The sequence below is a fragment of the Marivirga tractuosa DSM 4126 genome (assembly GCF_000183425.1).
GTDB classification, from domain to species: Bacteria; Bacteroidota; Bacteroidia; order Cytophagales; family Cyclobacteriaceae; genus Marivirga; species Marivirga tractuosa.
In genome coordinates this window covers 730,967-748,883 of the sequence record NC_014759.1, presented here as the reverse complement: position 1 = coordinate 748,883, position 17,917 = coordinate 730,967, and the positions used below count along the sequence as shown (strand labels likewise).

14 protein-coding genes are annotated in these 17,917 nt (G+C 35.9%); 11 read left to right on the top strand and 3 right to left on the bottom strand.

What is annotated here, in order from left to right:
• Positions 1-35 precede the first annotated feature (35 nt).
• Genes FTRAC_RS02920 through FTRAC_RS02900 form a run of 5 tightly spaced genes read left to right on the top strand, consistent with a single transcriptional unit; the run spans position 36 to position 4,686 of the window.
• A complete protein-coding gene (locus FTRAC_RS02920; RefSeq protein ID WP_013452736.1) occupies positions 36-926 on the top strand; it encodes a sulfotransferase family protein in 891 nt (296 codons plus the stop codon).
• Positions 919-2,025 (top strand): glycosyltransferase, encoded by a 1,107-nt coding sequence (locus tag FTRAC_RS19105; RefSeq protein WP_013452735.1) that lies wholly within the window; start codon positions 919-921, stop codon positions 2,023-2,025. The genes FTRAC_RS02920 and FTRAC_RS19105 overlap by 8 nt, the downstream gene beginning before the upstream one ends.
• On the top strand, positions 2,015-2,371 hold the full coding sequence (locus tag FTRAC_RS02910) for an asparagine synthase-related protein (RefSeq protein ID WP_041649461.1): 357 nt from the start codon (positions 2,015-2,017) through the stop codon (positions 2,369-2,371). Before FTRAC_RS19105 ends, FTRAC_RS02910 begins: the two co-directional genes overlap by 11 nt.
• Positions 2,361-3,551 carry a glycosyltransferase family 4 protein gene (locus tag FTRAC_RS02905; protein WP_013452734.1) on the top strand — a complete coding sequence of 397 codons (1,191 nt, stop codon included), beginning with the start codon at positions 2,361-2,363 and terminating at the stop codon, positions 3,549-3,551. The genes FTRAC_RS02910 and FTRAC_RS02905 overlap by 11 nt, the downstream gene beginning before the upstream one ends.
• Positions 3,538-4,686, top strand: coding sequence for a glycosyltransferase family 4 protein (locus FTRAC_RS02900; RefSeq protein ID WP_013452733.1), 1,149 nt, complete (start codon positions 3,538-3,540; stop codon positions 4,684-4,686). The genes FTRAC_RS02905 and FTRAC_RS02900 overlap by 14 nt, the downstream gene beginning before the upstream one ends.
• A 107-nt stretch (positions 4,687-4,793) precedes the next feature.
• On the opposite strand, the gene FTRAC_RS02895 is transcribed toward FTRAC_RS02900, so the two are convergent.
• On the bottom strand, positions 4,794-5,426 hold the full coding sequence (locus tag FTRAC_RS02895; protein WP_013452732.1) for an acetyltransferase: 633 nt from the start codon (positions 5,424-5,426) through the stop codon (positions 4,794-4,796).
• Positions 5,427-5,896: 470 nt separating this feature from the next.
• Here FTRAC_RS02895 and FTRAC_RS02890 point away from each other — a divergent pair, with 470 nt between their 5' ends.
• The 5 genes from FTRAC_RS02890 to FTRAC_RS02860 all read left to right on the top strand — a co-directional run bounded on the left by FTRAC_RS02890 (position 5,897) and on the right by FTRAC_RS02860 (position 12,540).
• Positions 5,897-6,502, top strand: coding sequence for a class I SAM-dependent methyltransferase (locus FTRAC_RS02890; RefSeq protein WP_185094426.1), 606 nt, complete (start codon positions 5,897-5,899; stop codon positions 6,500-6,502).
• Positions 6,503-7,341: 839 nt separating this feature from the next.
• Positions 7,342-7,743: a PIN domain-containing protein gene (locus FTRAC_RS02880; protein ID WP_013452729.1), complete on the top strand. Its 402-nt coding sequence runs from the start codon at positions 7,342-7,344 to the stop codon at positions 7,741-7,743.
• Between the two features lie 292 nt (positions 7,744-8,035).
• Entirely contained in the window at positions 8,036-11,041 is a 3,006-nt protein-coding gene (locus FTRAC_RS02870; RefSeq protein WP_013452728.1) for a fibronectin type III domain-containing protein, read from the top strand.
• Positions 11,042-11,044: 3 nt separating this feature from the next.
• Positions 11,045-11,617 (top strand): hypothetical protein, encoded by a 573-nt coding sequence (locus FTRAC_RS02865; RefSeq protein ID WP_013452727.1) that lies wholly within the window; start codon positions 11,045-11,047, stop codon positions 11,615-11,617.
• A gap of 161 nt (positions 11,618-11,778) precedes the next feature.
• Positions 11,779-12,540, top strand: coding sequence for a hypothetical protein (locus FTRAC_RS02860; protein WP_013452726.1), 762 nt, complete (start codon positions 11,779-11,781; stop codon positions 12,538-12,540).
• 330 nt (positions 12,541-12,870) lie between these two features.
• Here the strand turns inward: FTRAC_RS02860 and murA are convergent, their stop codons facing one another.
• Both murA and FTRAC_RS02850 read right to left on the bottom strand, forming a co-directional pair.
• Positions 12,871-14,181: a UDP-N-acetylglucosamine 1-carboxyvinyltransferase gene (gene murA / locus FTRAC_RS02855; protein ID WP_013452725.1), complete on the bottom strand. Its 1,311-nt coding sequence runs from the start codon at positions 14,179-14,181 to the stop codon at positions 12,871-12,873.
• A 3-nt stretch (positions 14,182-14,184) separates the two neighbouring features.
• Complete coding sequence (locus FTRAC_RS02850; protein ID WP_013452724.1) at positions 14,185-14,826, bottom strand: DUF4290 domain-containing protein; 642 nt, start codon at positions 14,824-14,826, stop codon at positions 14,185-14,187.
• Positions 14,827-15,691: 865 nt separating this feature from the next.
• Here FTRAC_RS02850 and FTRAC_RS02845 point away from each other — a divergent pair.
• Positions 15,692-17,554 (top strand): M1 family metallopeptidase, encoded by a 1,863-nt coding sequence (locus FTRAC_RS02845; RefSeq protein WP_013452723.1) that lies wholly within the window; start codon positions 15,692-15,694, stop codon positions 17,552-17,554.
• Positions 17,555-17,917 lie beyond the last annotated feature (363 nt).

Below are 17,917 nucleotides of genomic sequence, written 5' to 3'. Positions count from 1 at the left end.
TAGAAAAAGCAGAAAGCTTATAACAAGTAAATAATATGTTTCCCAATCTTTGGCTAATCGGCCCACCTAAGGCAGGTACTAGCACTCTTTTTTCACTTCTTTCGCAACATCCTTCCGTAGTAAGTTCATCACCGAAGGAAACCTTCTATTTGCTGGATCAAGAATTTGGTCTGTTAAATAGTTCTTCTAATTATTGGAGAGAAGGTGCAGAGGGATGGACGCAGTTTTTTGAACTTTCCACCAAAAAGGCGGAATACATCTTAGAGGGTACAACTCATTTATTGTATCAAGAGGAGACATTAAAAGTTATTGCGAGCATGGGTGGGGAGTCTAAAGCAATCGCTGTTTACAGAGATCCTGCAGATCGGGTGATGTCAAGTTTTTTTTTTACAAGAGATATGCTCGGGCGATTACCCCAGTCTATCACTTTTAGTCAATATGTCACTGATCTACTTAAGGGAAATAGTCTTGATTATGTTTCTCATCGAAAAAGCAAGTATATTCTGGAACAGGAACTGCATATTTCAACATATTCTGATCATTTGAAGAGATGGAAGCAGGAACTTGGATCAAGTAATGTACTACTTATTTCATTTGAGGATTTAATAGAAAGACAAGAAGAAACCACATCTCTTATTTTCAGCTGGCTCGGGTTAGACCCTATATCAATAAAGGAATCAAGCAAGAATAAAACCTTATCAATTAAGTATCCACAATTACATGGTTTTTTGAAAAGTGCCTTTGGGTCTTTGAGACATTCCCCGCTCTTGACACCAATAAAAGGCCGCTATAAAAAAATTGTACATGGAGATTCTAAAAAACAAAAGCTATCCGGGGATAGTATGGTTGCCTTAGACTCACTTCGGGATTATTTCAAAGAGGAAGTTGAAAAGTGTAAAAAATTAATTGTCAGACTCGATGAATAAGATCCTGATTTTTTCTTCAAAGATTCATAGAGGTGGTGCGGAAAAGCATCTGGTGAGGTTGTGCAATGGTCTATGGGAAAGAGGCTGGAAGGTGAAAATTGTAGTAACACAAAGAGGAGGTGGATATGAGTCACTGCTAAATGATGAAATAGAGCTATCATATCCTAACCGAAATATTAGATCATATACGCTATCACTCCTAAAATCTATTCCCAGGCTTAAAAAAGAGATCACATCATATAAGCCGGATTTAATTTTTTCACTACAGGATGGCCCCAACGTTGCTTTACTGTCCTTAATGAAAGCGCTAAAGATTGAGATACCATCGATTATTGGGGTGCAGAATAATCCGAATCATTTATCTGGTGTAATTGGCACCTCTGTAAAAGAGCTGGCTAAAAAGACATACGGTTCCGCTTCTAAATGTATTTCTTTATCAGCAGGAGTTGCGAAAGCCTATGAAAGAATGATACCTGCTACAATTGGTAGTTTTTCTATTATTCCTAATATTGGTATTGATGACACCAATACCTTTGTAGAATCCGCGAGAAATAGATTGAATGACCCAATAGCTTTATTAGCGGTTGGTAGACTAGTGGAGCAAAAAGATTACCCTACCATGTTGAGGACAGTTGAGGTTTTAAAGAAATCAGGAACTGAATTTAATCTGCGAATATTAGGGGATGGAAAATTAGAGGAAAGCCTAAAAGACCAAGTGAAATTAATGGGAATTGAGAAACAAGTATTTTTTGAAGGATATGTTTCAGATCCTGGGAAGTATTATATATCAGCTGATATATTGCTTTTATCTAGTAGATGGGAGGGCTTTGGCAATGTGATAGTGGAAGCAATGTCATATGGTCTTCCTGTCGTAGCTACAAACTGTCCTTATGGTCCATCGGAAATTATTGAGGAGGGTAAAAATGGTTTTTTAGTACCCGTTGGTGATCATGAAGCTATGGCGAAAAAGATCATAGACCTAAAAAAGGGGAACGTAATTTATGCTAATTTGAGTAAAGCAGCACTAAATCAATCGCGGAGGTATAATACAGAAGTAGTTTCCCGTCAGTACGAAAAGGTATTTTTAGGTGTCATTTAAGGTTGCATTTATTTATGATCTTGATGATCTTGATGATCTTGATTATGTAAATCAATCTAAAATACTGTTGAAGCGATATCTTTCAGGATTTATTAGTCCAGATGTTTTTGAACGGCCGAAAAAGGGGTTCGATATTCCTGTATATAAATGGATGCTAGGAGAATTAAACACTGAGTGGAAGGAATTACTTCGATCTGCAAAATGGGCAGATCTAGGAATATCAAATCCAAAAGAGATCTTTAAATTAAATAGAAAAATGTCTAAAGGCCAGCCAATAAATGCTGATAAGCTTTGGAATATTTTCGTTTTACTAGAATGGTATAAATATCGGTTTCATGAAGGTTAATTCTATTGCATTTATTTACGATCATCGATATTATGTAAATAAGTCAGATGTTTATTCTTCGGGCCCAATGGCTGCGGAAGCGTGGAAGCGGTATCTGGAAGTAGCTGATAATTTAGTGGTAATGGGAACTCTGATAGAGGAACCGGATACTGAGCAAATTAAGAATCTTAGTAAGTCGGATTTACCAGATGTGGAATTTAAATCCTTTGAATACATTTCAAGCCTCAAGGCATTTCTGAAAAATCTATTTTTTATCAATAAAAAGCTTGAAAAAGAGCTTAGGAAAGTTTCCGCAATTGCTGCCAGAGTGCCGGGCGAAATGCCATATAATGCCATCAGAATATCTAAGAAACATAAAAAACCGTATTGGGTGGAGGTGGTGGGTTGTCCATGGGATGCCTACTGGAATCATGGAAGTGTTTTAGGGAGATTTATTGCTCCTTTTGCTTATTTACGACAGAAATGGGCAGTTAGAAATGCCGACTATGCTGTTTATGTGACAGAAAAATTCTTGCAAAAAAGATACCCTACTAAAGGAAAAAGTATTCATGCTACTAATGCAATTATTCCGGATATGAATGAAACTGCTTTACTGAATAAGCAGGATTTATTATCGAAAGCAGATAATAAATCCACCTGTATTATTGGATTAATTGGTTCCTTTAATGTTCGATATAAAGGTCATGAAGAAATAATTAAAGCTTTATCAAAAGTAAAAAAGGATTTACCTCCATTTGAAATAAGAATGGTAGGTCCGGGTAATGCTGATTGGGTAAAAAAATTAGCTATTGAATATAATGTATCAGAACAGGTGAAAATAATTGGAAAATTGAAATCCGGAGCAGAGATTTTAAATTTTTTGGATCAGCTTCATCTTTATGTTCATCCTTCGCGGCAAGAAGGTTTACCTCGTTCTGTCATTGAGGCCATGAGCAGGGCATGTCCAGTTTTGGGAGCAACAACAGGTGGAATTCCTGAATTATTGTCAAGTAAGGCATTACATCAAACAGGTGATTACAATACTTTGTCACATCAGCTTAAAAGCTTCTTAAATTCTCCGGAATTATTAAGAGATCAAAGTATACGTAATTTTAAAAGAGCTAAGGACTATCAATACTTTAAATTGAATGACAGACGAAAAGCTTTTTTTCAATCGATAATAGCTAATGTTAAAGAATAAAAAGAAAATTGTTTTAGCGTATACTGCAGATGTCAGTGCTATACTTATAACTGGTCAGGTTAAATATTTTCAAGATAAGGGTTATGAAGTACATATTATTACAAAAGTTGCAGCAAAGACAAGAGCACTGGTAGAGAGAGAGGGTGGCATTACACATCCTATTGACTTTGAACGTGAAATCTCACTTTTAAAAGATATTAAGTCACTTTTTTCCTCCATAAGATTGTTAAGGCAAATCAAACCAACTATCGTCAACGCTGGTACTCCTAAAGCCTCATTAATTTTAATGACAGCTTCCTGGCTTTTAAGGGTGCCAAACCGTATCTACACTTGTAGAGGATTCCGATTTGAGACGGAATTAGGACTAAAAAAACAAATTTTAAAAACCTTAGAAACAGTTTGTGGAAGATTTGCACATCAAATTATTTGTATCAGTCCAAGTCTGAAAGAATTGGCAGTAAGTGAGGGGGTTTTTAAAGAGGTAAAAACTGTAGTATTAGGGAAAGGAAGTAGTAATGGCATTAATTTAGAAAAATTTAACAGAACTAAATTAAATAATTCAAAACTAAATAAGGTAATAACTGATTACGGTATTAACAAAGATTACTTCACTATAGGTTATGCTGGAAGATTACATCCTGATAAAGGATTAAAGGAGTTGTTTTTAGCTTATGATATGATTAAAAGAATGCATTCAAAGGTTCAATTGTTATTGGTCGGAAGTTTGGAATCAGATGAGATTGCTCATGAGCTTAAAAATAGAGATCTGGATAAAAACTTAATTTATGTGGGTTTTCAAAGCTCTGTCGAATATTTTATGGCAAATTTCGATGTATTGGTATTGCCCTCTTATAGAGAAGGATTTGGTAATGTGTTAATTCAAGCGGCTGCTTTAGGAATACCTGCCATTACCAATAATGTAACAGGTTGTAGGGATGCAGTTTCGGATAATTTTAATGGTTTTATTGTGCCGAAGAAAAACGTTGAGAAATTGGCTGAAAAGATTAATTTATTAATTGCAGACTTAAAATTAAGAGAAAAGATGTCTCAAAATGGAATTTCTTTTTCTAAACAATTTAGTAGTCAAACAATTTGGAGAGAATTGGAAACTGTGTATTTAAATGAGCTAGTGTAAAAAATAAATAGAATTTTATTGTTTCAAGCTAATCATAGCGACCTGTTAAGAAAAAATACATAACAGAAGGATTTGACGAAATAAAGCGGAAGTGCCTATTTCGTAATTTACTTCAATTTTTTAGCTGGATTGCCGATGTAGACTCCACTTTCTACAATATTCTTAACAACCATACAACCCATACCGATAGTTACATTATTGACTACATTTATTCCTTGTCTAATAGCAGAGGCTGTTCCGAAATATACATTGTCTTCAATTATACAATTGCCACTAATATTAACTCCTGGAGCAGTTGTAAAGTAATTTCCTATTTTGCAATCATGACCAATTGTGGTATTTAAATTTAAATGACAGTGGTCTCCAATTTCAATATTACAAGTGATAATTGTGCCAGCTGTAATTATAGCTCCTTTCCCAATTTTAGTCCACGGTGATATGATTGCTGAAGGATGAATAATTGAAAAATAAGTTGTCTCTTTTGGAAAGCTATTTGCAATTTTTTGTCTAGTCTTAGGATCACCAACAGCAATTATTAATTCATCATTTTTCACATTAAACTCTTCCTTTGAAATAACTTTTAAACCATTTATGGTTTGATTGATCCATTTTGGATCCTCGTCCATAAAAACTGTGGTTTTCGAAATGTCTATGCCAGTTCCTTTATATGAATCAAGCATACAACTTAAAACTTCTCTTCCAAATCCCCCAACTCCAAAAATCACATTTCTTTTTTTCATACTACAGAATAAATTAATAGTTTTTATAATATTCTCAACGGATTTTATAATGTTGCAAAGTAAACTAATTTATCAAGAAAGTTTTAATCTTGTATCTTGATATTGGACTTTCCATTTGATTTTTGATATTGAAACTTTACGATGGGTAATTTTAGTCATCCTAAGTTTTAATGCTTTTAAAATCATATTTATATATTTCATTTATGTAAAAGTAACTATTTCTGATAAAAAAGATCATACTATTTTCTCCTGAGATGGTATATCATTTATTGAATTAAGTATAAAATATTCCACACAAACTTCTTACTGTCGTTTATTTTTAATAGCAATCTGTGAAAATTATAGCTAAAAATCTTAACTTTCTTTTCGTTAAATAGACTATTTAAATTCAATTTATGGTATTTAGAATGACAATCTTTGGCCCAAAGATTATAAAGAAATCAATTTTTAAGCTCTTTAAAAGAAAACTTTTGCAATTAAGAAAGCAGCAAGAAGAGAAAATACCTAAATATAATTTCACAGATCAACTTTTAGAAAATGCAAAATTACTACCAAGTAGGTTAGATTTACTACGATTATTGCCTGAAAATGGAATTGTGGCTGAATTAGGTGTTGATCAGGGACACTTTTCAAAACTTATTCTAAAAGAATGTAAACCAAAAAAACTACATTTAGTTGATTATTGGGGAACTAACAAGTATAATCAAAAAAAACGAAAATCTGTAGAAGAAACTTTTGATAGCGAAATTAGATCAGGTAAAATTGAAATAAACCTTGGTTTATCAGTAGAGGTTGTAAATGAGTTTCCTGACCAATACTTCGATTGGGTCTATATTGATACTGGGCATAGTTACAAGGTAACATATCAAGAATTAGTAGATTACAGGAATAAGGTTAAAGAAAATGGTATTTTAACTGGACATGATTTTGTAAGATGGTCAAGGGATGGATTTAGTAGATTTGGAGTTATTGAAGCAGTTTCTGAATTTTGTGTTAAATATGATTGGGAACTGATTTATTTGACAATGGAAAATGACAATAACGCCAGTTTTGCAATCCAAAGAAGAGGGCAATAAATTTAGATTTATAAAAAAACAATGAATACAAAGTTTGGAAAGCGATATTACAAGAATATCATAATCTAAGCTCAGTAAAATAGCTTTCACCTATAATTGGCAATTATTAGTTTGGAACTCCCCTTCTGTATTTTCTTAGGTAATTCCTGTCTGACTTTCGGTGCTGACCTTTACTTCCGTCAGCCTGCCTCCGGCTGGTGAAATTACTTTCGCATCAGGCGGATATCAGCTATAGAATGCCAAATTATTTTGGGAGCTAGGGGGCTTTTATTCGTGCCAGAGGCACCTAGTATAAATCACCACCAAGTTGCTGGCGATAGGTATTTCAGTCTTCATCTTTCATTTTAATAGCAAGGCTTCACACAAAAGTCCGACCTTCGGTACTGACTTAAATCCCCACCCCAATTAACAGACTAGGGACTTCCCACTTCAAGCTGTTTCCGTCCTAATCTCAATTTCCCTTTTCAAACTTCAAACAGCACTTCCCTCTGCCCTCTGTGCTTTTATATTTCCATCTTTCACCATCTTTTATTATCAAAAAGCAATAGTTCGTATTTTAAGTTTGCTCAAGAATCTGATAAAAGTTATCTTTATACTTATATGACAATAGTGGAAAAACATATTGTGAATTCTTATTCGAAAATATTTGATATGCTCAGTAAGCGGATTAAAATTAAATTGATTGAAAAGTTAGAGAAGTCCCTATCTAAGAACACGGTCAATGATGATAAAGTTTTTTATGATTCATTTGGGGGATTTGTCTCAGATAAATCTGCCAAGGAAATTGTTTCTGAAATAAAAGCTAACAGAAATTTTAAATCAAGAGACCTAAATTTTTGATGCAATATTTGCTTGATACGAGTATATGTATTTTCTTCTTACGAGGAGAACTAGATTTAAAAGATAGAATTTATCAAATCGGTAGAGAAAATTGCTTTATTTCAGAAATAAGTGTCTTTGAATTAAAATATGGGGCTGAAAATAGTAATAACCCAAAAAAATCACATAAGGCTGTTAATGATTTTCTAAAAGGGCTATCAATAATACCAATTTATGAATGCGTAGATCTTTATGCAAAAGAGAAAACACGTCTAAGAAAACAAGGTACACCAATGCATGATGAGTTTGACCTTCTTATTGGTATTTCTGCATTGAAAAATAATTTAACTCTTGTCACAGATAATGAAAAAGATTTCCGCTTTTTGGATGGCTTAATTATTGACAACTGGAATAGAATTTAATTTAAAACCGACAAGGTACAGAGATGGACTCAAATCAATTCATCATTAATCATTAATCATTCATCATTTCATTTCCCGCTAAAATCCCCCTCCAATTAATTTTTCCAACATTATTTTTTGAAATCGCCCCAAAACCCATACTTTTGGACTTAAAATAAAGAAAGAACCAAAGAAATCCCCAGACATTAAACTTCAACCAAAACCATACCTGATAGCGCGAGCTTCCAGCACCAAAATGTTAGCGCGAGCTTCTAGCTCGTGCTCCAAGTACATTTCAAAGCTAACGCACCGCGTGTGCTTACTATCAATTACCATTACTTTATTATTATCAGTATCGGCACAGGCCCAAAACGCCTCCAACCCCGTCCAAGTCACTTCCAACCTGATGACTCCTTATAGCCTGTACCTCTCAGACTACAGCGATGCCAGCCAAAAGAAGTGGAACATCCAGTTGTTGTTGAAGGATTTTACGAAGACCGATTATCAAGCAAAACTCCGAATCACCATAGAAGGGGCAGGAATTAGACTCAGAACCAGGCAAGGCTTCAGTCCTGGGCCAATCAGATTGAACCCCGGAATCCCCTACCAAGTGGATGCCACCGACCTGACCCAATACCTCCGCATCCAAAATATGGAAGTCAGCGGCATCAATCGCAACAAACTGGCCTCTACCCAGAAACTGCCAGAAGGCTTTTATCATTTTAAGATTGAGGTATTGGATTATAATAGAAACAATAGGGTCAGCAATATCGGTACTTCCATAGCGTGGCTGGTGCTCAACGATCCGCCATTGCTGAATCTTCCCTTTCAAGAAAAAATCCGCATACAAGACCCGCAGCAAGTACAGTTCCAATGGACGCCAAGACATACTTCCTCTCCCAACAGTGCCTTCGAAACCGAATATATCTTCAAGCTTTGGGAGATCTGGCCAGAAGGACGGGATGCCAACGAAGTGGCAAGGACAACCCGTCCACTGTTTGAAAGGAGAATCATGACCACCAGTTATTTTTATGGATTGAACGATGCCATGCTGATCCCTGGAAGGAGCTATGCCTGGCAGGTACAAGCAATAAACCTTAACGGAAGGGATTTATTTAAAAACCAAGGCAAGAGCGAAGTGCGCTGGTTTAAATATGGGGATGAGTGCCTTCCTATTACCAATTTGGGGGCAGAGGCACTGGGCACCGACCGGATCCGCATCACTTGGGAAGGTGGCTGGAACCACAATCGTTATGTAGCCCAAATCAGAGAGAAAGGAGAAGAAAAATGGATCAACTATGGCACCAACATAGAAACCAAGGTGGTCTATGATCTACAAGTCAATACAGAATACCAGATTAGAGTATTGCCTAGTTGTGGTGCCCTAGAGGGAACGACAGAAAACACCCTGACACTCTCCACTCCAGAACAGGATGTACAAGACTTAGATTGCGGAGCAGAATCTGATCTTCCTTTAATAGAGAACAGGGAGCCCATAGCAGAACTAAACGCAGGTGACCAGATAACGGCAGCCGGCTTCACCGTCATCCTGACGGAAGTGATCAAAACAGGTGAAACCTATACAGGCATGGGGTTGATCGAAGTCCCGCTTTTCAACTCCGCAAGAGTGGAAGCAGTACTGAATGATATCAAGGTAAACACTGACAAGCAATTGATAGGTGGGAATGTGGAAAGCACGCTCAATCCGAACGGTCCTTTTATTTTGGATACGGATGAAGTGATTGAAGAACTCAGCGAAGAAGGAACAGGCGAACAGACAGAGAATGCGGATAATAGTTTCGAGGAGCTACCCGACACCGATATCGATATAGAAGGAGAAATAGCGGATGTGGAATATGATGAAGAAGAGGGCACCATCACCGTGACCGATACGGAGGGCAATACTACTGAAATAGATCCAGAAACAGCAGATGAAAATCAAGATGGGGAAACTGTGCTAGAAGATGAAGAGGGGAATGTGTATGTGGTGGATGAGGATGGAGAGCTGAGTGGGCCGTATAATCCTGACGGTGACGTAGGTGAAGGAGAAAATGCACAAGATTCTCAAAATGTCCAAGAAGAATTAATTAGGGAAGTATTAGTGTTTTATAAGCAACAAATTAACGCATGGATAGAGAACTACGAGAAGGGGCCGTTAGACAAAGTAATCATAAAGCAGATGTCGGATTTTCCTGATTGTTTGCCAGATGATGTTGACGAGTTACAGGACGTTTTAGAAAAGATAAAATATTATGAAAGCAATAAAGATGAATTGATATCCTTGATAGAAGAGAATGAATCTATTATAGATAGATTCGAATTTTTAGTTGATAAATTAAATGGTGAACAGCCACCTTATGTTGAAGGATTGACAGATAATGAATGGAGCGAATTGCTCGGTATGGTCTGCCCATATTTACTTCCGGAAATAGATATTGAGGGTTTGAGTGAAGATTTAGAATTTGTAGCATTTGAATCTTTACCAAACTCTTATCAACTAAAAGAAAATAGGTATAATTTTACATATACAATTCTGGACACCTTATCTTTAAGCTATAATAAGTTTGAAATTTTTCAACTTACCGAAGATGATACTGTTTTAGTTAACAACTATAGTGATTTGGATACTGGAAAAGAAAATAGTTTTATAGATACCCAAGATCAGGATAGTATTGGATGGTCTGGAAAAGATATTAATGGCGATTATATAAAAGCTGGAGATTATTTAGTTAATATAGTGGCGTCTATTGACTCAAGTTATTCCAATGGCTTCCAAGATTCAAGTGAAATTAGAATATTTCCTTTTGATATGTCAATTACAGATGATGTAGAATTTGAAGGTTTTGATAGTAGCGATCCTGCAGGATGCTTTAGGAGAGCTGCAGATATGCTAGAAAATGCCGGATATGAAACAGTAGCACCTAATCATGAAGATATTGTTCAAATGACTAGAAATAATGAGGATGATATATTAGAAATTCAAGATAATATAGTTGATGGTATTCATTTAATTAATGAGTATCTTGATGATGATATTCCAATTATGGATGGAGTGGACTATCGAGCTGGACACCCTGGGAATTTGGATGAAACTACTGATCATTGGCTAGTTATAGTGGGAAGAACCACAACCAATAATCAAACTTGTTATAGATATTATGATGCGCAAACGGCACATGAAACAATAGGAACTAGTTCTGAAAATCAATTGTGTGAGCAAGATGATTATACGCTTACAGATACATACCGGGAAGGTAGTGTTTACGAAAGAACTTATACCGTGACCATGGTTCGACCAAGTGAAGAAATAAATGATTAAATTATGAGAAACTTTTATTTAATATTATTAATGATCATTTACTCTTTAGGTTGTAAGTCAACTAGTTTAAATTTTGATTCTAATGAGGATTCAGTTGCAATTAAAACTGTCAATGAATTTTATGATTGGTATATAAATGATGCCTATCCCAAAAGCGTAAGTTATTATCAGGTGCCACCTTTTGAAAAGCTAGATGAAACTACTTATGTTTTTGATTTAAGAGAGTTTAAAGAAAGGATAAATACTATTGATTACTTCTCTGAGGACTATAAGAAGAAACTAGTTGGCAGGCTGGAAAACTGTAATTCAGAAATGCGGAAAATTAAATGGGACTATAAGCCAGAGCCTATGTTTAATATTGATGCATGTAACTATTTATGGGGTAATCAGTGGGTTGGAGGACAAGGTGAGAGAATTGACGGGTATAAAATTGAAAAAGTCCAGAAAAACTCAGGCGATTTTTCAGTTATTGTCAGTATCTTAATTGAAGACAAGGTTTTTGTTCGTTCCCATGTTTTACTGACTAAAAGGGATGATGAACTCAAAATCAACAATATTAAATTGGTTTGGAACTAATATATTTCAGATCTTTAGTCTGTAAGTTGATTTGTAAAGATTTTATCTAATTATTTTTATAAGTATCGCTTTTTAAGACTTATCTAATACGTTGGTAAGCCAAAAACGGTAGCTACGCAACAGCCCCCAAAAGCTTATTTGATCAAGAGAATGATTTTGATTTGCCATTCTCAGAACTGGAAAAATATCAATCCGATAGCACAGCCCAGATTCGTGCGAAGGCATATCGTTTAAGCAGTAGATTTGCTCAGGTTTCGGATGATGAAGCAGTAAAACAAAAAGCAATTGATCAGCAAATAAATGCATTAAATGATAAGGATAGAGGAATAGCAGGAAATGCGATCTCAGCTATGACCAATTTCAATAATACCATCTTCACAGAAGACCAAAAGACTCGAACTCTAAGCCAACTAGATACTGAAACACCTCATTTTAATGATTTTGTAAAGCTCATAGGCTTTTTACAAATCAAATCTGCAATCCCAAAACTTGAAAGCCTTTTAACACTAAAGAAAAGCGCGGTCACAAGATGGCATATAAGATTAGCTTTAGCCCGAATGGAAGATGAAACTGCTATCAATTACATCAGCAACCGCTTGCAAAAAGCACCAATAAATGATGCCTTCGCTTATGACATAGTTCCGGATTTAATCTATACCCGGCAACCAAAAATATTTGAATTTTTAGAAACCCAAATTCAATCTAATGAAGCCAATTGCAGTGTGCCCAACCCAAATAGCAATCAAAAAATCACATGCGCCTACCGAATTATGGAAGCATTACCTCATGCTATTAAAGATTTCCCTATTCCCACGGATGAATTTGGAGAGTTAATGGTGGACGATTACGAAAAAGCCCTTCAAGACTTAAGAAGGTGGTTTAATGAAAATGAAACCTATGGCTTTAATCTTGAGGTTTATTGAAATATAATGTCCTCAAATCTTTTCACTTTATAAGGTTAAGGAACCTTTTTTGGTAAGCTTGATCTTCCGCCTGCCTCCGGCTGATGGAAACTACTACCGCCTCAGGCGGATATCAGCTATGGAAAGCCAATTTTCCTTTTAGGTCAAGCAATTATTCTATGCCAGAGGCACCAAGTAACCATCAACAGCAAGATGCTGGCGATAGGTATTTTTTTTAAAGTCCTAACTTGTTAATGCATTTGAGCTATAGCCGGTCTGTCCTTCGGTACTGACCTTAACTTCCTACGTCCATCTTCAAACTTCCTACTTCCCACTTCTAACTTCCCTCTTCTAACTCTCCACCCTTTCAATCTTAGCTCCTAATGCTTTTAATCTAGTATCAATATTCTGATAGCCTCTATCAATTTGTTCCACATTATGAATGGTACTTTCGCCATCTGCTGATAAAGCGGCAATCAATAAGGAAACCCCAGCCCTAATGTCAGGGGAAGTCATGGAAATGCCTCTTAAATTAATTTGCCTGTCAAGACCGATCACGGTAGCTCTATGAGGATCGCATAAGATGATTTGAGCTCCCATGTCTATTAGCTTATCCACAAAGAACAACCTGCTTTCAAACATTTTCTGATGCACTAAGACAGTTCCTTTGGCTTGCGTGGCCACAACCAATACTATGCTTAATAAATCGGGAGTGAAGCCCGGCCAAATGGCATCAGCTATAGTCATGATCGACCCATCAATAAATGTTTCTATTTCGTAATGCTGCTGGGAAGGAATAAAGATATCATCCCCTCTAAATTCCATCTTAATACCTAATCTCTGGAAAGTTTCTGGAATAATACCCAAGTGCTCAACACCCGCATTTTTGATAGTGATTTCAGACTGTGTCATGGCTGCTAGGCCAATAAAACTTCCGATTTCAATCATATCAGGCAACATAGTGTGTTCTGTGCCTTTTAATTCTTTAACTCCTTCAATATGCAATAGGTTAGAACCTATACCGTCAATTTTTGCCCCCATTCTCACCAGCATCTTGCATAATTGTTGCAAGTAAGGCTCGCAAGCTGCATTATAAATGGTAGTTTTTCCTTCGGCCATAGAAGCGGCCATCACAATATTGGCTGTTCCGGTAACGGAAGCTTCATCCAAATGAATGTAGGCGCCTTTCAGACTGGAAGCATCAATATGATAAAAGTTCTTTTCAGATTCGAATAGGAACTTAGCTCCTAATTTTTGAAATCCTATGAAATGGGTGTCTAGTCTTCTTCTGCCAATTTTATCTCCCCCGGGTTTAGGGATCATGGCTTTTCCAAATCTTGCCAAAAGGGGACCTAGTAGCATTATGGAGCCTCTTAATGAAGCCGCCTTTTTAGTATATTCAGCAGTTCCGAAGAAATCAAGATTTACAGTTTTAGCAGTAAATTCATAGCTTTCTTCTCCGATTTGGTTTACTTCAACCCCCAAATCTCTTAAAAGATCAATCAATTTGTTGACATCCACAATATTGGGGACTTTGTGAATGGTCACTTTCTCGGGAGTTAATAATACAGCGCAAAGAATTTGTAAAGCCTCATTTTTTGCACCTTGAGGATGAATTTCACCAGAGAGTTTTTGTCCTCCGGTTATTTTAAATGATGCCATTGATTAGTTTTTTCTTCTTTTTTGGTGGCTTCCTTTATTAGTTCTTTTGCCTTTATTATTATTATTTCTTGGTCTGTTATCTTTGAAGATGGCATCAAAACCATTTGTAGCTTTCACATGGTCAATATCAACCGATAATTTTCCGTTTGATAATTGTACAATATTATCTGCAATAGCTTCTTCGGTTACATTGTCTCTATTCCAGGTGGTGTAGAAAGTTTTCATCAATCGGCCGATATAATAAACGGCAGCTTGTTTTTCTTCTTCGTCCTCAATGCTGATTGCTTTCTCTACCAATAATTCAATATTTCTACCATAGTGCTTGAATTTCACTTCATCAGAAGCATATTTCACTGGCTGAGGTTTTTTACCTAATATTTCCTTTTCGGGCATTGGGTATGGGCTGTCAACATCCAAATTGAAATCGGACATGATATATAAGTCATCCCAATACTTCTGCATATTGTCATTATTATGGTCTTTAGGCCCGCTGCTTAACTGCTTAATTAAATCCACTACAGTGTAAGCCATTTTATTACGCGTTTCTTTATCTTCTACAGTGCGCAAATGTTTGACCAACATTTGGACATTGCGTCCATATTCTTTTAATTTCATTTCGGGTCTTTGGGTGTTATAATCTAACATAGTCTTAGCTTATTCTTTCACAAAGGTAGAAAATTAGAAAGAAATAACAGGCATTACAATTTTATCAGGTAAAAATAAAATATTCATTTATCCAAAAGTCTCTATAGAAGCATTTCAGATTGCCAAGCTAGAATAAAATTTCAGCACGTCATTAAAAATTTTGTTCATTTAACATTAAAAACGAATAAAATTATTCGTGATCAAAATTGGTTATTTGCCCCCAAATTTAAATAGGGCTTGCTTAAAAAGTCTCAAGTGCCTCATATACAATCGGGCTAAGTGACGGAGTATTGTAATACTTCGAGCTTTAGCCCGAGAAGTAGATGAGGTGCTTGAGGCTAGAGCACTAGTAAATCAAATATTGATTTACTAGTGCAAACAATATGTAGTTTTAACTTAAAAAAGCTTGCACTTGCTTAAAAACTATTACTCAATAATCATTGATAAAATACCTTAGATGTTCATTTTTATTACGTAATTCTGTTTTTAAGCAAGCCCTAAATAAGGTAATTTTAATAAATCCGCAGAGGCGGTGGGAATTTTCACTAGCGGGACGCAAGGAAGGGAGTATTCCTCTATCGCCATCCTCTGGATGGTGATGGCTACTAGCTCTTCGGGAGCAAAACACTAAAATCTTAGAATCCATGGTCGGTGGCACACCGACCATCTACTAATTCTTTTCTGGAATACCATTTACATACTATTCAATTTTATTTCTTTATTTCTTAAAACGAAAATTCGCCTTCGAAATAACCGCTTTAAACTCTTTTCATCAGTGAAATTATAAAGCTTATATAAAATAGATTGGCATATTAATTAGAAATGACCATTTTTGAAGTTGAAGTAAAACCAAAATATAATCATTATGAAAATAAAAGTTTTAGGATTTGTAATGGCTATGTTGATGAGTTCTGTTTTTGCTTTTGGGCAGACAGACCGTTGGCAGCAAGCTATTAACTATGAAATGGAAATTGATATGGATGTGGAAACGCATCAATTTGAAGGGAAACAAAAAGCAGTTTATACCAATAATTCACCAGATCAGTTGAGTAAGGTGTTTTATCATTTGTATTTTAATGCTTTTCAGCCCAACAGCATGATGGATGTTCGTTCCAGAACAATTAAAGATCCAGACAGAAGAGTAGGGGATAGAATCAGTAAATTATCTGAAGATGAGATTGGCTATCAAAAAATCAAAAGCCTGAAACAAGATGGGAAAAAAGTAAGCTTTGAAGTAGTGGGTACTATTTTGGAAGTTGACTTAAATAAGCCTATCAATCCAGGTGAAACCGCTACTTTTGAAATGGAATTTGAAGCACAAGTTCCGGTTCAGATCAGAAGAACAGGTCGTGATAATGCTGAAGGGGTAAGCTACTCAATGGCGCAATGGTATCCTAAAATGGCTGAATATGATTATCAAGGATGGCATTCAAATCCATACATCGGAAGAGAATTTCACGGAATATGGGGCGATTTTGATGTGAAAATTACGATTGACAAGGATTTTGTATTAGGCGGTACTGGTTATCTTCAGAATCCAAATGAAGTAGGACATGGTTATCAGGATAAAGGTGTGAAGCCAGGTAAGGGGAAAAATGGCAAACATACTTGGCATTTTAAAGCTCCTAAAGTAATTGATTTTATGTGGGCAGCTGATCCTGATTTTACCCATGTGAAAGCGCAAGTTCCTAATGGACCGGAATTGCATTTCTTATACCAAATGAACGATAAAACGAAGGAAAATTGGGAAAAGTTACCTGAGTATACTATTAAGGCCTTTGAATATGCCAATAAGACTTTTGGTAAATATCCTTACGATCAATACTCTGTAATTCAAGGTGGCGATGGTGGAATGGAATATCCTATGGCTACTTTAATTACAGGGGAAAGAAGCTTAGGAAGCTTAGTAGGTGTAACAGTTCACGAAATGTTCCACAGCTGGTATCAAGGAGTTTTGGCTACTAATGAAGCTTTATATGAATGGATGGATGAAGGTTTCACCTCTTTCGGTTCTGCTGAAACCATGAATGTGATTATGGAGCAGGGTGAGAAAAATCCTCAATCAGGGAATTACAGAGGGTACTTGGCACTCGCAGAAAGTGGATATGAAGAACCGATGAGTACGCATGCAGATCATTATGTGACTAATTTTGCTTATGGAAGAGCGGCTTATTCAAAAGGGGCTACTTTCTTAGGGCAGTTGCGCTACATAATGGGCGAAGACGTATTCTACCCTGCAATGAGAACTTATTTTGACGAGTGGAAATTCAAGCACCCTAATGATAACGACTTCATTAGAATTATGGAGAAGGCTTCAGGTTTAGAATTGGACTGGTATAAAGAATATTTTGTTTATTCTACTAAGAGGATTGATTATGGGATTAAAGCTGTTTTGGAGAAAGATGGAAAATCATTTGTGACTTTAGAGAAAGTAGGTAAAATGCCAATGCCTTTAGAGGTCTCTATTACTTATAATGACGGTAGCTCTGAAATGGTTTATATTCCATTAAGAATAATGAGAGGTGAAAAGTCATTTGATGCAAATCAAAATGTAAAAGTTTTGGCTGATTGGCCATGGGTATTACCTACTTATACTTTTGAATTAAATAAACCGGCTTCGAGTATTAAAAGCATGGTTATAGATGAAGCAGAAGGCATGGCGGATGTAGACAGAGAGAATAACTCTTTTAATGCTGAAAAGCATTTGAAACCAACATTTGAAGAATAATAGGTTTAAAAGCCTGTATTTAGGAAAAGCCTGCATTTATAAAATGCGGGCTTTTTTTATTCCGCTCTTTCAGGGCTTTGGAGCTATATATCTATAACACAGGACTTCACCCTGTGTTGTGATATGACGTCCTTTCAGGACTAAAATAATTGCAGTTAAAAAAGTGTGGTTGATTTTTGCTTTTAAAATATATCATTTAAAAACTACTAGGAGAACATTTGTGAAAACTTCACCAAACTCCTTGATTTATAGTTGGAAAATTCTTGTATTAATGGATATACTAAACTCCTGAAAGGACGTCATATCTTAAAGTAGGGTAAAGCCCTACTTCATAGATAAATAAACTAAACCCAGCCCTGAAAG

Coding starts and splice junctions, on each gene's coding strand:
- FTRAC_RS02865 (WP_013452727.1), top strand. CDS start 11,045: ATGAGAAACTTTTATTTAATATTATTAATGATCATTTACTCTTTAGGT.
- FTRAC_RS02900 (WP_013452733.1), top strand. CDS start 3,538: ATGTTAAAGAATAAAAAGAAAATTGTTTTAGCGTATACTGCAGATGTC.
- FTRAC_RS02905 (WP_013452734.1), top strand. CDS start 2,361: ATGAAGGTTAATTCTATTGCATTTATTTACGATCATCGATATTATGTA.
- FTRAC_RS02895 (WP_013452732.1), bottom strand. CDS start 5,426: ATGAAAAAAAGAAATGTGATTTTTGGAGTTGGGGGATTTGGAAGAGAA.
- FTRAC_RS02920 (WP_013452736.1), top strand. CDS start 36: ATGTTTCCCAATCTTTGGCTAATCGGCCCACCTAAGGCAGGTACTAGC.
- FTRAC_RS19105 (WP_013452735.1), top strand. CDS start 919: ATGAATAAGATCCTGATTTTTTCTTCAAAGATTCATAGAGGTGGTGCG.
- FTRAC_RS02845 (WP_013452723.1), top strand. CDS start 15,692: ATGAAAATAAAAGTTTTAGGATTTGTAATGGCTATGTTGATGAGTTCT.
- FTRAC_RS02850 (WP_013452724.1), bottom strand. CDS start 14,826: ATGTTAGATTATAACACCCAAAGACCCGAAATGAAATTAAAAGAATAT.
- FTRAC_RS02880 (WP_013452729.1), top strand. CDS start 7,342: ATGCAATATTTGCTTGATACGAGTATATGTATTTTCTTCTTACGAGGA.
- murA (WP_013452725.1), bottom strand. CDS start 14,181: ATGGCATCATTTAAAATAACCGGAGGACAAAAACTCTCTGGTGAAATT.